This is a genomic window from Lysinibacillus sp. FSL K6-0057 (assembly GCF_038630885.1).
Classification (GTDB): Bacteria; Bacillota; Bacilli; order Bacillales_A; family Planococcaceae; genus Lysinibacillus; species Lysinibacillus fusiformis_F.
In genome coordinates this window covers 1,109,957-1,124,920 of the sequence record NZ_CP152047.1, presented here as the reverse complement: position 1 = coordinate 1,124,920, position 14,964 = coordinate 1,109,957, and the positions used below count along the sequence as shown (strand labels likewise).

The window sequence follows — 14,964 nt, the reverse complement described above, 5'->3', positions numbered from 1 at the left end:
TTACTCACCTTTACCTTTCGTGCGGTACATATCAAACTCACCAACAAAAACGGTTTCACCATTAACGGTAGATGTTACCTCGACTTTTGTACGATGTTTTTGTTCATCTCGTCCGATAACAATCGCTTTTGTAATAACACGATTTCCAGCTCGTACAGGTTTCACAAACGTTATATTGGAATGTACGGTTAATGCTAGTTCGTCATCAATTACTGCAACCGCTAATGAATTTGCTTGCGCAAACAAATGATGGCCACGTGCGATGCCATTGCGCTGAAAAACATGCTCTTCTTGTACATCAAAAATCGAGAGTGCTCGATGATCTAATTCAATATCTACAATTTCCCCGATGACCTCATCAATCGGTAGAGATTTTACTTCATTTTCATAGTTTTTTGAAGCAACGTCTTTAATTCGCTCTCGTAATTCTGGTATGGATAACTCCATACGGTCTAAACGAATTGTTTGGACACTTACCTGAAACTGTGTTGCTAGCTGTTCATCTGTGACGAATGGATTTTCAGCTATCGTTTCAGATAGTAGTCGCTGTCGCTCTTTTTTCGTTCGTCTCAACTTCATTCGCCACCTTTTGAGTTGTTATTAGCACTTGGTACTAATATCAGTATATAGAGTATAAAAAAAGAATGCAAGACTTGTTTTGAAATCAAGTACTTACATTCTTTCTATGCTAATAAGCTTCCAAAACTAATCGAAGCGTTCCCCTTGTAAAACACCAGAATCCTCTAGCATTTTACGCAAGTATTGATAGTCGTCATCCTGCCAAAACGCCTTTGTTTCAAGCATCTCTGTGGCATCTTTTCTAGCGGTCTCCAATATACGATAATCATGTACTAAATCAGCTACTTTAAAATCAGGTAAACCACTTTGCTTTCTACCAAAAAAGTCCCCTGGTCCCCTTAATTCCAAATCTTTTTCAGCTAAACGGAAACCATCATTCGTTTCCGTCATCGATTGCATACGTTCTTTCCCCTCATCAGACTTAGGATCAGCAAGTAAAATACAGTAGGATTGATGCTCTCCACGCCCAACACGCCCTCGAAGCTGATGCAACTGCGCTAAGCCAAAGCGTTCAGCATCATAGACAATCATAAAGGTAGCATTCGGCACATTCACACCTACCTCCACAACGGTTGTAGAAACTAAAACCTGAATGGTTCCTTCACTAAAAGCCCGCATAACAGCATCTTTTTCATCGGCTGATAAACGCCCATGCATTAAACCGACCTGATAACGATCTTTAAAATAAGTCGCTAGCTGCTCATAAATTTCCACTGCATTTTGAACATCAAGCTTATCGGATTCCTCAATAAGCGGGCAAATCGCATAGGCTTGTCTTCCAGCCGCTAACTCTAATTCTAGCTTGGACAAAACAGAGCCGATTTGTTCTTTCTTCATCCAATGCGTTTCAATCTGCTTGCGCCCTGCTGGCATTTCATCAATCATCGATACATCCATTTCCCCAAATGCCGTAATAGCCAGTGTTCTTGGTATCGGGGTAGCTGTCATAAAGAGCACATCTGGATTCTCCCCTTTATCTCGCAAAACACGACGTTGCTCCACACCAAAGCGGTGCTGTTCATCCGTGATGACAAAGCCTAATTTATGAAAAACAACATCTGGCTGGATTAGTGCATGTGTGCCAATGACAATATCAAGATCCCCATTTGCCAAATCAGCTAATATCACACGTCGCTCCTTTGTTTTAGTGGACCCAGATAACAGTGCAACACGAATGCCGAAGGGCTGGAACCATTCTTTCAAGTTCTCCAAGTGCTGTTCTGCTAATATTTCAGTTGGTGCCATTAAGGCTCCTTGAAAACCTGCTGTTACGGCCGCATATAGCCCTATTGCCGCTACGACTGTTTTCCCTGAACCTACATCCCCCTGTAGCAAGCGATTCATTCGATGCGGTTCCTTCAAATCTTTACAAATTTCATTCACCACGCGTTTTTGGGCATTCGTCAATTCATAGGGCAAAGAAGCAATAAAGTCTCGTAACTTATGCACATCAAACTGAATGACTGTACCGTGTTCACTATCCTTCCTTATTTTCCGTAAAGCTTGAATACGCAATTGGAAGTTCAATAGCTCCTCATAGGCAAAGCGTCTTCTTGCCTGTTTAGCATGTCCGGCATCCAGTGGAAAATGAATACCCTCCAAGCCCTCTCTTATTGAAACGAGCTTATACGACTCTAGTAAATAATGTGGAATGGTATCTGTCAACACTGCACCACAGTCATCTAACACTTGTCGCATATATTTTCGAAATCTTTTTTGTGGGATCAAACCTTTCAGACTATAGACAGGCTCAAAGTCTACTTGATCCGTTTTAGGACCAAATGTGACAGAAGTGCCGTTGATTACTTGTCTACCACGATCCCATTTTCCAGTCACCGTAATAATGGCTCCAGGTACAAGCTTTTGCTTTAAATAGCCCTGATTAAAAAATACGACTTTCACTAAATGACGTCCTGCTAAAACGGTTACTTGAAGTCTTGATTTATTACGACCTAAAAACAAAACTGTAGGCTCACGCTCCACCTTACATTCAACCGTCACTCGTTCGTTATGTGGTGTTTGCGCTAAATCTTTTAAACGAAAATCTTCATGTCGATGTGGGAACGTCCATAATAAATCAGCTATTGTATTGATTCCTAGTGATTCAAGATGTGCTGCTGTTTCTTTCCCGACGCCTTTTAATTCATTGACGGGTCCATATAATTCAGTCATCTTCTCCCACAACTCCCTTCATTGAATGTTTATGTAGTGTTATACCCTCTCTCTATCTAATGTACCATAAATTATTTCCCTAACCCTACATATAAGCAAAAACCCTACCAATGATTGATAGGGTTAAATTTTTGATTATTTAATTTCACAGGAGAAGCATGTAATTTCTTTCACATATTGCTCATCAACTTCTATTCCTAATCCAGCTTTATGGCTTAACTGTAGGATGTCTTTATAGTATGTAACATTTGCCACATCTTTTACAAACATTAATGGCCCAACCATCTCGTTTGTATGGATAATCGACTTACTAATCGCTAGGTGTGCCCCAGCCATTGTTCCGATTGCTGATTCCACCATAGAGCCTACTTGACAAGGCATCTCTGCAGCCTCTGCCAGACTTGCTAGAGCTAGAGCTGGATAGATTCCACCTGATTTCATTAATTTTATATTTAGCATATCCGCAGCACGCATTTCTATGACATCGACTAAATCATAAATATTATGAACACCCTCATCTACCATAATACTACAAGGAGAAAGGGCTCTGATTTCTTTTAACGCTCTTAAATCATGTGCTTTTACAGGTTGCTCGTACCAGTCTACATGACAAGCTGTAGTTTCTCTTATTACTTTTAATGTCTCCATTCTATTCCAACCTTGATTGGCATCTACCCGCAGTTGCACCTCATCCCCTATTGCTTCTCTTACCGCACGAATACGAGCAATATCTATTTCAGCATTTGTACCAACCTTAATTTTAATATTACGGAAACCCGATTTTACAAATTCACTTGCATCTTTAGCCATTTCTTCCGGACTTTTAATACTAATCACTCTTGGCACCTGTAATTCCTCATGTGCTTTTCCACCAATTAATTGATAAACAGGTTGACCAGTCATTTTCCCCATCAAATCATAGAGTGCAATGTCCAATGCTGCTTTTGCTGAAGGGACTCCATCAATTTTTTCATTAAACTTTTTATGAATACGCTCTACTGCAAATGGATCTTCATTAATCAATAATGGGGCTAATTCATGTTTAATAACGTGATACGTACTCTCCCAAGTTTCACCAGTCACATTTTGATCAGGCACAGCTTCGCCCCAGCCAACTACCCCCTCATCCGTCTCTATTCTGGTAAGAATAGTTGGCATATCATCTAAATGAACATACGAAATAATGAATGGTTCCTTTAATTGTAATCGTGCTGCAAACACTTCAATCTTTTTTATCACGATGTATAGCTCCTTTCCGTATAATTAGTCTGATTATTTATGTTGCAAGATAATGTTTATAAATAGTTGAATAGCGTCAGGGAAAACATCTTCATCTACATCAAATCGTGGATGATGATGTGGATATTGGCTTTTTTTACCACCCATACCTACAAAAACAAATGCTCCAGGCTTATGTTGTAAATAATAAGAAAAATCTTCTCCTCCCATGACTGGTTCAACTACCTTAAATGCAGTATCTCCGAATTGTTCCCGTACAATCGATTCAATAATTCGTGATTGTGTCGGATCATTGATGAGCGGAGGTGTTCCTAAAATAAAATCGATTTTTCCCTCTGCTCCAAATGCTCGACAAATTCCCTCTGTTAAACTTACCATTTTCGTTTTAATGATTTTTACAGTGTTCGGTGTCAACGCTCTGATCGTTCCAATTAATTTTGCCGTATCAGGAATAATATTATAGGTAGTCCCCGCTTGTATATTACCTACTGTAATGACACCGGCATCGATAGGATTGACATTTCTACTTATGATACTTTGAAAAGCTTGCATTAAATGGCTCGCTATATAAATAGGATCAATTGTTTCATGTGGCATCGATCCATGCCCACCATACCCTTGAATTATAATTTCAAAATCATCAATAGAAGCCATCATTGGTCCATGTGTTAAACCAATCTTACCTTTCTCTAAACCTTGCCATAGGTGAATGCCAAAAATAGCATCTATATCTTCCAACACACCTTTTTGAATTAATAAATCAGCTCCACTTGGGGTGATTTCCTCTGCCGATTGAAATATAAGCTTGATATTCGGTTCGATTTTCTCCCTATTTAAGCTTATCCATGTTGCAACTGCTAATAAAATCGCAGTATGACCATCATGGCCACACATATGAGCAATACCTTGCTTGTGAGAAATGTATGACTTGTCTCCCTCTTCTTCTATAGGTAATGCATCTATATCGGCACGTAAAGCAATGGTCTTTGTTCCCTTTGTCCCTTTTATAAATGCCACTACACCTGGAGGTTCGTAATCTAGAATTTCTATATCTAACGCCTCTAGTCTTTGGCGAATAAACTTACTTGTTTCGTATTCTTGACCAGAAAGCTCTGGGTATTGGTGCAGATGACGACGATCCTCTATTGCCTTTTCTGCTAATTTTTTCATATTCATTATTTCCATTGTTAAAACTCCTTTAGAAAGGTCCATATTGTATGATTTGCGCAATAATGAGCGATATTACAGCAACTGTTACTTGAATAAGCATAAACGGAAAAATCCATTTTATCCATTTACCCCAAGGAATACCCGCAATTGATAATCCCGCCATTAAAAAACCTACTGTAGGGAAAATAATATTCGACATACCATCTCCAAATTGATAGGCAAGTACAGCTGTCTGTCTTGTAACGCCAATCATATCTGATAAAGGTGCCATAATCGGCATTGTTAAGGCAGCCTGTCCACTTCCTGATGGTACTAAAAAGTTTAAAAATAACTGGAAGATAAACATCCCTACTGCATTTAGTACAGGTGGAACTGAATCAAGCAATGCAGACGTGTAAAAGAGGATTGTATCAATTAATCCTGAGTTATTGAAAATCACTAAAATAGACTGGGCTAATCCAATGATAAGCGCACCACCAATTAAATCCCCAGCACCCTTCATAAATGAATTAGCAATATGCGAAGGTGATAGTTTGCCAATAAGCCCCATCAAAATACCAAACAATAAAAATAAACCAGCTATTTCAGTAATGTACCAACCTAGTTTTACAACCCCGTACATCAACACGATAAAATTCAATAGAAATGTAGCCATAACAAGCTTATGTCTTATTTCCATTTTCGAATTCCCCTGTACGAAACCACCATCCCCATTGCGGAAATTCCCATAAAACCCTATTTCGGGATTATTCTTCACTTTTCTTGCATAGCGATATACATATATTGTTGCTACTGTGTATAAGACAATAAAAATTACAATTCGAAAAGCAATTCCTGAAAATAATGGCAAGCCCGCAATCTCTTGCGCTATTCCTACTGTAAACGGATTCATAACAGCTGCCGAAAATCCGACAGATGCACCTAGAATAACAATAGCAAAACCCGTAATTGCATCAAAACCTAGGGCAACAGCAAGCGGTGCAAGAATCCCTACATACACAATCGTTTCATCAGACATCCCCATTAATGACCCAGCACAGGCGAAAAACAACATCAATACTGGTATTATTAACATTTCACGTTTAGCCATTTTTACGGATAGCATAGCGATAAAGGATTCCAACGCCCCTGTGGCTGATAGTATCCCAAAGGTACCTCCCACAATCAATACAAAGAAAATAATACTTGCCCCTTGCATCATGCCAGAATGAACACTGCTAAAAATATCTAAAAATCCAATAGGGTTCATTTCTGTAAAACTAAATGTCCCAGGTTGAATCACTTGACGTCCATTAACTTCTTCCCGTTGAAATGAACCAGCTGGAATAAAATACGTTAAAATGGATGATACGACAATAAGGCAAAAGATTAACACATAAACATTAATTCCTTTTTGTTGCTCTATTTCTTTATTAGCTATAAATTTACTCATCCGCCATCCTCCTTAGTTGAATCAGTAATCAAAACAAATTTTTATTAGCACTATCAATGCATATCGTATCTCTCCATCATAAAAAGCCATCCCCTTTTTTTGAAATTTCCGTCTTATTCATTGTAATTGATAAAAAAATAAATAAAAAATTACTATTTCGAATAGTTACTATTGATAAATTTACATATAATTCATCGGAATACATCAAAAAAATTACAAATAAAAAAGAACGTTCATTCCTGCGATTTCACCAGGAAGCAACATTCTTTTCATATACAAACCTTTTAAATTGTTTTCCATGTATCTTTGACTAAATCAATAAAAGTACTTACATTACTAAATGTTTTAGCATTTTGAGGAAAGATTAAATAAGTAGGTAACTTTTTAGGAAATCGGTAAAGAACTTGAAGACTTCCTTTGCTTACCTCTTTTTGAATAATAATATCACTCAGCAAGGCTAAACCTACTTGCTCCATTACCGCTCGTTTAATTGCTTCCTCGCTTCCAAATTCCACTATTGTTTGGGGCTTACACTGAATTTCTTGAAGGCAACTGACAATAGAGTCATCCATACCATAGGTTATAAAGGGAAAATGATCGAATATTTCCTGCACAGTACGGTCTTTTACAATAAGCGGATTTCCAACCAACACTAAATCCTCTTCCTCCAATAATATCCCCTCTACACCAGCGTAACTAGGATTGCCAGCTACAAAACCTATATCTGCTTGATTTGAACTCACAAGTTTAGCTGTTTCTTTACTATTGGCACAAAGAAGTTTTAAGTTTACCTGAGGGTACAGTTTTAAATACGAGCCAATAATATGTGATAAATAATAGCCACAATAAAATTCTGGCGCAGCGATTGTCAAATGGCCAAAGGGTTTTTCGAAATTCTTCAAATCCTGTTCCATTTCTTCCATAATCCCAAATAATCGATCTGTATGTTCCTTTACTATTTTTCCTACTTGAGAAAGAAACATTTTTTTGCCCATTCGATTAATTAAGATATGTCCTAACTCTTCCTCTAACGCTTTAATCTGCTGGCTAATTGTAGGCTGGCTATAATTTAAAATTTGAGCCGCTTTTGTAAAGTTGAGGTAAGTTGAAACAACATGAAACGTTTTCAAATTACGCAAATCCATCTCTATTCACGCCCCTGCTATCAATTAAGATTTCACTTATTAAAATTTAATTATACATAAAACGACGATGTACGTTAGAGGGTTTTTCTTTCCATTAAGTTATCAACCAACATAAAAACATGCTACCTATTCAGATAGCATGTTTCTTCATTTTTATTGAAGTGCTTTAATGCTTTGTAAGCCACCGTTTTCAAGAATAGCTTTACTAATAGCCTTTCCTGTTGGTGTTGCCGCTAGACCACCTCGTGCGGTCTCTTTAAGATTTGGACTCATAGATTGTCCAATGCGATACATTGCGCCAATTACTTCATCACATGGAATACGACTCGTTACACCTGCAAGCGCCATATCCGCCGCTACAAGGGAGTTAGATGCACCCATGGCATTACGTTTGACACATGGTACTTCAACTAAACCTGCTACTGGGTCACAGACAAGTCCTAGCATATTTTTTAGTGTAATGGCAAACGCTTCTGAACATTGCTGTGGTGTACCTCCAGCCATTTCAACAATAGCAGCCGCAGCCATACCTGCGGCTGAACCAACCTCTGCCTGACAACCGCCAGCAGCCCCAGAAATGGAAGCATTATTTGCTACCACAAATCCAAATGCTCCTGACGTAAATAAATAACGAATCATTTGCTCACGAGTTGGATTTAGTTTGTTTTTTACAGCAAAAAGCGTTCCTGGTACAACACCTGCCGAACCTGCTGTTGGCGTTGCACATATTGTGCCCATTGCAGCATTTACTTCATTTGTTGCAACCGCTTTACTTACTGCATCTAATAATAAATCACCTGCTAGTGACTTTCCTTGTTTAATATAATTTTGAAGCAATACGGCATCCCCACCAGTTAAACCTGTTACTGACTGCACACCTTGTAATCCGCGTTCAATTGCTTCTTCCATCACTGTTAGATTTCGATCCATTTGCTGGATGATTTCTTCACGAGTTCTGCCAGTTATCAATATTTCCTGTTCGATCATAATTTCTGATATTAATTTTCCTTCTTGCTCTGCTCGTTCAACAAGCTCACGAACATTATGAAATAAAACGTCCATTACGGGACACCCCCTTAGTTATTAATTTTAGAAACCTTTGTAATATGTGGAATTAAGGATATTTGCTGCAGCACCTTATCCTCAATGTTTTGGTCAATTTCAATCACCATTAGAGCAGTTAAACCACGTTCGATACGTGACACCTCCATATGCCCAATGTTGACTTCATGCATCGCTAAGCAATTGGCTACATTGGCAATACAGCCAGCACGATCGTCATGTACAACAAGAATAGCTGGCATGCCACCAGTTAAACGCAACTTAAAGCCATTGACTTCACTGACTTCAATTTTCCCGCCACCAATCGAAATACCGACTACTGACATTTCCCCTTCATCGTCCCCAATGACAAGTCGAGCCGTATTTGGATGCTCCGTATTAGCTGTTTCAGGAATAAATTCATATTCTAATCCTGCTTTTTTGGCATCTTCAAATGCTGTTTTAATACGATCATCAAATGTATCGTAATTTAATAAGCCTCCCACAATCGCAACATCTGTACCATGCCCTCTATACGTTTCTGCAAATGATCCATATAAATGAATTTTTGCCCATTTAGGTTGTCTACCAAATAAATCCCTTGCTACACGCCCGATACGAGCTGCACCTGCCGTATGAGAGGAGGAAGGCCCAATCATGACTGGTCCAATAATATCAAATACTGAAGTAAACTTCATACAAACACCCCTCTATTCTATTCGTATAATAATATTTATTTTTATTTATATCATGCTTGATAGTTACTATAAAAGTAAAGCATTTAATTTATCAACTTTCAGAAAATTACCACTACTATAATTTATAGTAAATATATATGCTTATTTTTTGTCCGCACCATATATACACAACTACTAAAGCGTTGACATTCCAATATTTCCAAATTTTATATCCTGTGGGTACGTACATTGAATTCTTCATATTTAGTACGTTTTTAATAAATTTAACCCATCATTCTCTTTGTAGCATAAACAAAAGCAGTACACGTTTTGTGCACTGCTTTCTTTACGGAATTGCAAAGTAGCATGTAATTATTCTACTGAAATAATATATGGATATAACCCTTGTTTTCCATCAAATAATTCAACTTCTACATCTGGATAGTTCTCTTCAATGAAGGCTACCAACTCTGAAGCAGCTTGTTCAGTTGTATCTTCACCATAGATCACTGTAACAATCTCAGCATCTTCATCGACTAAATCCATGATTACTTTTTCAGCTGCATCCTTTAGTGCTGGTGTAGAAAGAACAATTTTTCCTTCTGCCAATGCCATATAATCATCTTTATGGATTTCAACACCATCAATAGATGTATCACGCACTGCATAGGTAACTTGACCTGTCTTCACGTTCGCAAATGCTTCTGACATGGTCTTTTTATTTGCATCAACAGCCGCCTCTGGATTAAACGCTAAAATCGCTGCCATTCCTTGAGGAATTGTCTTAGTAGGGACAACTGCTGCATCAATTTCTAATAGTTCAACTGCTTGCTCCGCTGCCATTACTATATTTTTATTATTCGGTAAGATTAATACTTTCTCTGCTCCAATTTCTTGTACAGCTTTCACGATATCTTCAGTCGAAGGATTCATTGTTTGCCCGCCTTCAATGACATAGGAAGCACCGATAGAGCGCAATAATTCTGCCACACCCTCACCCATAGCAATCGTGACAATAGCATATGGATGTTTTTCTACTTTTTTGGCAGGCGTTGGCGCTTTATGTTCTTCACCAACGATTGCTGAATGCTGCTCACGCATATTATCCACTTTAATTTTTATAAGACTACCGTATTTTTGTCCAATCGATAGAACAGAACCTGGTTGCTCGGAATGGATATGAACTTTCGCAATTTCCTCATCCGAAATCACAAGTAAAGAATCCCCCAAAGGATTTAATTCATTACGGAATTGTTCCTCATCAAAAGGTTCTTTTCCTTCCTCTAAGCGTACCATTATTTCTGTACAGTAGCCAAATTCAATATCGGCAGTGTTCATGAAATCTTGCGCTCTATGATGTTCTGCATTGATTAAATCATCGAGCGTCGCATCATTTTTCTCAGGGAGAGCCTCACCCTTCAAGGAAGCTAAAAACCCTTCATACACAAATAGTAAGCCCTGACCACCACTATCTACCACACCGACCTCTTTTAAAACAGGCAGTAGGTCAGGTGTGCGATCCAACGATGCCTTTGCCTCTGCTGTAAAAGCTTCCATTACGGCAATGATATCGTTTTCAGTTTCTGCTACTTCTACACCTTTTTTTGCAGCTTCACGTGCCACTGTTAATATCGTTCCTTCTACTGGCTTCATAACAGCTTTATATGCCGTATCAACACCTGCTTGGAAGGCTCCTGCAAAGCCCTTTGCATCAATTGTTGACTCTTTTTCAATAAACTTCCCAAAACCACGGAATAATTGAGATAGAATAACGCCTGAATTCCCACGCGCACCCATTAACAAGCCTTTTGATAATGCCTGTGCTGTTTTACCAATATGCTCTGAAGCAGCATGCTCTGTTTCCTTAGCACCAGATGTCATCGATAAGTTCATATTTGTACCTGTATCACCATCTGGAACGGGGAAAACATTTAATGAATCTACATAATTTGCATTTTGGTAAAGGTGATGCGCACCCATTTGTACCATTTCAGCAAACTTTATACCGTCTAAAGACTGCATTCGATTTAGTTCCTCCTCTTAATTCGCTACACGAACGCCCTGTACAAAGATATTGACAGATTTTACGCTCATACCTAATGTTTTATCTACTGTATATTTCACTTTCGATTGTACTTGATAAGCAACTTCCGAAATTTTTGTCCCGTAACTAACAATAATGTACATATCTATATGTAAATCGTCGTCCTGTTGTCGAATTACAACACCTTTTGCGAAGTTTTCTTTACGTAAAATATCAGTTAGACCATCACGAATTTGATGTTTAGATGCCATGCCAACAATACCGTAGCATTCTACAGCAGCTCCACCAGCAATTTGTGCAAGTACATCTGTTGAAATATCAATTTGGCCGAATTCATTGTTTAATTCAATTGACATAGAAATGCCCCCTTGGCTCTTTTTGACTAAACTATATTGTAACACTTTCGTTATAATTTAAGCAACCTAAGGGGGTATTGAAAGGCTTCGTAGCAACGTTTTCTGACTTCAAATAGACGCATTTGCTTCTTCATCAAAAATTGCCATTTTACGATAATAGTTGTTTCGTCCGTTTTGCTTAGCTAGATACAGCGCTTGGTCAGCTAATTCACAACATGATTGTAATTGCTCATACTTTGTGATTTTAGCATGACACATTCCAATACTGACTGTAACATGTTGGGCAATAGTAGATTGTATATGCGGAATATTAAGTTCTCGAACTTCTTCTAAAATTTCTTCACAAACAGGTTCAGCAAACTTGTGAGTATGCTGACTTATCATCACAAATTCCTCGCCTCCCCAACGGGCAACGAATGCATTATACTTCCCTGCAATTTCATCCAACAGGGATGCGACTTTGACAATTGCATCATCTCCCTGTAAATGTCCATAATAATCATTAAATTTTTTAAAGCAATCAATATCAATCATTATGACTGTGAAAGATTGCGTTAGATGAAGTTGATGTCCTATTTTATTCAATTTTTGATTAAATGCACGTCGATTAGGTAGATTCGTTAAAGAATCTTTTAATGCTTGCTCTGCTAATTCATTATTTTTAGTAGCCAACAATTCTGATAGTCGTTTCGTTTTGGTCATTTCCTCATTCAATAAAATATGCTGGGTATGGATTTGTTTACGAACCTTATAGGTCTGATATTGAATCATTACACCAATAGGTATTAATAGTGACATCGGTAATATGATTTTTATATTCTCACTCGATATTCCAGCACTCATATACACACTCGCAATAATCGCTGATGCAGAAAGCAAAATAATCCAGACAATTTTACGTAAAGGTAATGCGAATACTGTACAAATGATGATCAAAATCACCTCATACAATGCTGCATGGCGGAAAAAGTAAACATCCAATACCGATATAGCAGTAATCAATAGCATTATTGTGTAAATATAAACAACAACCAATCGTTCATACTTCTGTATAGTTAAAGGCGTAATATGAATTCGCTTTTCTCGGATAAACAATAATACTGCTACATCTATATAAAACATGGCGATATGAATAGCAATATAGACGGGGACCATAGCTCTTTCTGCCTTAATAAAGAAAACCTCTCCATAATGAATAATCGAAATAATGGCTGATACATACATGAGTGTCCAAGCAACCATTCTCATCCCTTTTAAATTCGACTGAACCATTTCTTCACGAATAGAAAAAGCTATTTTTTCTTGATTTTCCATCATGCTCGCTCCTCATGTCCACTTTCAAATAATTATAATGTCCTATATGTATCGTCATGATAATGAAAAATACAAGTCAATCTAAATTTTTCTGGTAAATAAAAAAGTTGATACCTTTATAGCATCAACTTTTTACATTGTATTCAATTAAATATCAAAAAATTTATCTGGCTAAAATAGACTTTTAATAAGCGTATCGATCATAACAGGCATTTCTTTAAACGCACTATCCACATGCAATCGTTCTGTTTTTTGATGGGCATCTTTACCAAATGGACCGACATTTAATACAGGGCCTTGTAATGCCGCCATTTCTTTGAATGGAATATGATACGTGTCGCCCCATACTGGTGTGTTCCGCTCAAATGCTAGCCACTCATTGGATGCATCTGAATAGTTGACATAGCTTAAATCACAAATGCCGTTAAAGTAGTGGATCTGCTCCACCTCAATATCAAATGTCCGAGCTGTTTGCTTCATTAATTCAATCGACTGTTTCACTAATGGGTGATTGGATGAATTAATGGCTGGGTAGTAAGGTGGCGCATATAACAAGACTGTTGCGGGTGCTAGTTCCTGACAGCGAATCATGAGCTGATCCACAATGCGAATGGACTTTTCACGATCATCCCATGCACTATGTTGCAGAACCTGCTGCTTAATCGCTTGTACTTCCTCAGCCCCTAATTTATGGATCGCATGTTCCAATAATGCCTCGTAGCGCAAGACCTTTACTTTGCCCACACCCTGCACATTTTCTCGTGTACAAATGTCCTGATAGTGCGCATTGCAAGCAGCCATTGCCTGTAACGCAACTTCCTCAAAAATAGCCATCACTTCTGCAGCTGTCCGTTTTAACAAAAAGACATTGTAAAGTGCCGCAGCACGATACGGTGTTTGTGTAGAATACTCCATTTTCAAATCTTTTAACTGTAGCGATACGGGTAGTGGCGTGCTTTCACCTAAATCTGTTTCACGGAAAAGCGGGTTCCACTCCATATGCTGTGTCATATAGGAGGCGATAAAGGTAGCCGTCATCCCTTTTAATGGTTCACCCACATGTGTCTCTTTTCCATAGAACAAGGCAGCAGGCATGATTTTACCAATTGTGCCTGAATAGATATATTCATTCGTATCCGATGGCCCTTGTGAAAAGGAAGGCTCACTATTTAAAAATAATTGATAGGATAAACCATGCTGTTCACGCAGTCTCACCAGTTCCACAACAGCCGCTCTCATACCAGCAGAGTTGACTTCCTCATCAGGAACAGTTGTTAAAATCAAATTAATCGGCCATTGCTCAAAGCTTGCCTTTTCAATTAACTGCATGTGTAAGGCAAGACCCATTTTCATATCCATTGTGCCGCGACCAAATAAATAATTCCCTGACTCCAAATCAATGCGAGCTGCCTCTGGTAAGTCTTTTAGGTATTTAGGCTCCAGTAGCTTTTTCGTTAGCTCTTCCGGATAAAAGGCTAACGGCTCTAGTTCACCATATTCCTCCGTATGCACGGTATCAAAGTGGCTAATTAATACAACCGTTTCCGTTGCCGTTGGATGCTTATAGAAGGCTGTAACCGCGTTTCTGCCAAGTCCTGCATCATGTAATTCAATCAATTCCGGGTGTTTATCAAAATATGGAAGCGTTAACAATTTATCTTTTAAGCGAAAGGCAAATTCATTTTCACCCTTCGTTAATGTTCTGCTTTCCCAGCTCACAAGTTCACATAAGAGGGCACGTAATTTTTCGGGTGTATCCCACATAAAAGTATTCATAAAAATTCTCCTTTAACTC

General features: G+C 38.3%; 12 protein-coding genes. All 12 read right to left on the bottom strand.

Features of this window, described 5'->3' with window-relative positions; translation table 11 throughout:
- Entirely contained in the window at positions 1–573 is a 573-nt protein-coding gene (gene fapR / locus MHB40_RS05215; RefSeq protein ID WP_205441917.1) for a transcription factor FapR, read from the bottom strand.
- A 132-nt stretch (positions 574–705) separates the two neighbouring features.
- On the bottom strand, positions 706–2,751 hold the full coding sequence (recG, locus tag MHB40_RS05210) for an ATP-dependent DNA helicase RecG (RefSeq protein ID WP_342442681.1): 2,046 nt from the start codon (positions 2,749–2,751) through the stop codon (positions 706–708).
- 135 nt (positions 2,752–2,886) lie between these two features.
- Entirely contained in the window at positions 2,887–3,990 is a 1,104-nt protein-coding gene (locus MHB40_RS05205; RefSeq protein WP_205441915.1) for a dipeptide epimerase, read from the bottom strand.
- 33 nt (positions 3,991–4,023) lie between these two features.
- On the bottom strand, positions 4,024–5,175 hold the full coding sequence (locus MHB40_RS05200; RefSeq protein WP_342534065.1) for an amidohydrolase: 1,152 nt from the start codon (positions 5,173–5,175) through the stop codon (positions 4,024–4,026).
- Positions 5,176–5,188: 13 nt separating this feature from the next.
- Entirely contained in the window at positions 5,189–6,592 is a 1,404-nt protein-coding gene (locus MHB40_RS05195; protein ID WP_342534064.1) for a C4-dicarboxylate ABC transporter permease, read from the bottom strand.
- A gap of 284 nt (positions 6,593–6,876) precedes the next feature.
- On the bottom strand, positions 6,877–7,737 hold the full coding sequence (locus MHB40_RS05190; protein ID WP_342534063.1) for a LysR family transcriptional regulator: 861 nt from the start codon (positions 7,735–7,737) through the stop codon (positions 6,877–6,879).
- 153 nt (positions 7,738–7,890) lie between these two features.
- The gene (sdaAA, locus tag MHB40_RS05185) at positions 7,891–8,799 is read right to left on the bottom strand and encodes an L-serine ammonia-lyase, iron-sulfur-dependent, subunit alpha (RefSeq protein ID WP_205441911.1); all 909 of its coding nucleotides are present in this window, start codon (positions 8,797–8,799) and stop codon (positions 7,891–7,893) included.
- A gap of 14 nt (positions 8,800–8,813) precedes the next feature.
- Entirely contained in the window at positions 8,814–9,476 is a 663-nt protein-coding gene (sdaAB, locus tag MHB40_RS05180) for an L-serine ammonia-lyase, iron-sulfur-dependent subunit beta (RefSeq protein ID WP_205441910.1), read from the bottom strand.
- Positions 9,477–9,827: 351 nt separating this feature from the next.
- Positions 9,828–11,477: a DAK2 domain-containing protein gene (locus MHB40_RS05175; RefSeq protein ID WP_342442677.1), complete on the bottom strand. Its 1,650-nt coding sequence runs from the start codon at positions 11,475–11,477 to the stop codon at positions 9,828–9,830.
- Between the two features lie 18 nt (positions 11,478–11,495).
- Entirely contained in the window at positions 11,496–11,855 is a 360-nt protein-coding gene (locus MHB40_RS05170) for an Asp23/Gls24 family envelope stress response protein (RefSeq protein WP_004269431.1), read from the bottom strand.
- A 108-nt stretch (positions 11,856–11,963) separates the two neighbouring features.
- A complete protein-coding gene (locus MHB40_RS05165; protein WP_342442676.1) occupies positions 11,964–13,172 on the bottom strand; it encodes a diguanylate cyclase in 1,209 nt (402 codons plus the stop codon).
- 168 nt (positions 13,173–13,340) lie between these two features.
- Complete coding sequence (locus MHB40_RS05160) at positions 13,341–14,945, bottom strand: M20/M25/M40 family metallo-hydrolase (RefSeq protein ID WP_342442675.1); 1,605 nt, start codon at positions 14,943–14,945, stop codon at positions 13,341–13,343.
- Positions 14,946–14,964: the final 19 nt, after the last annotated feature.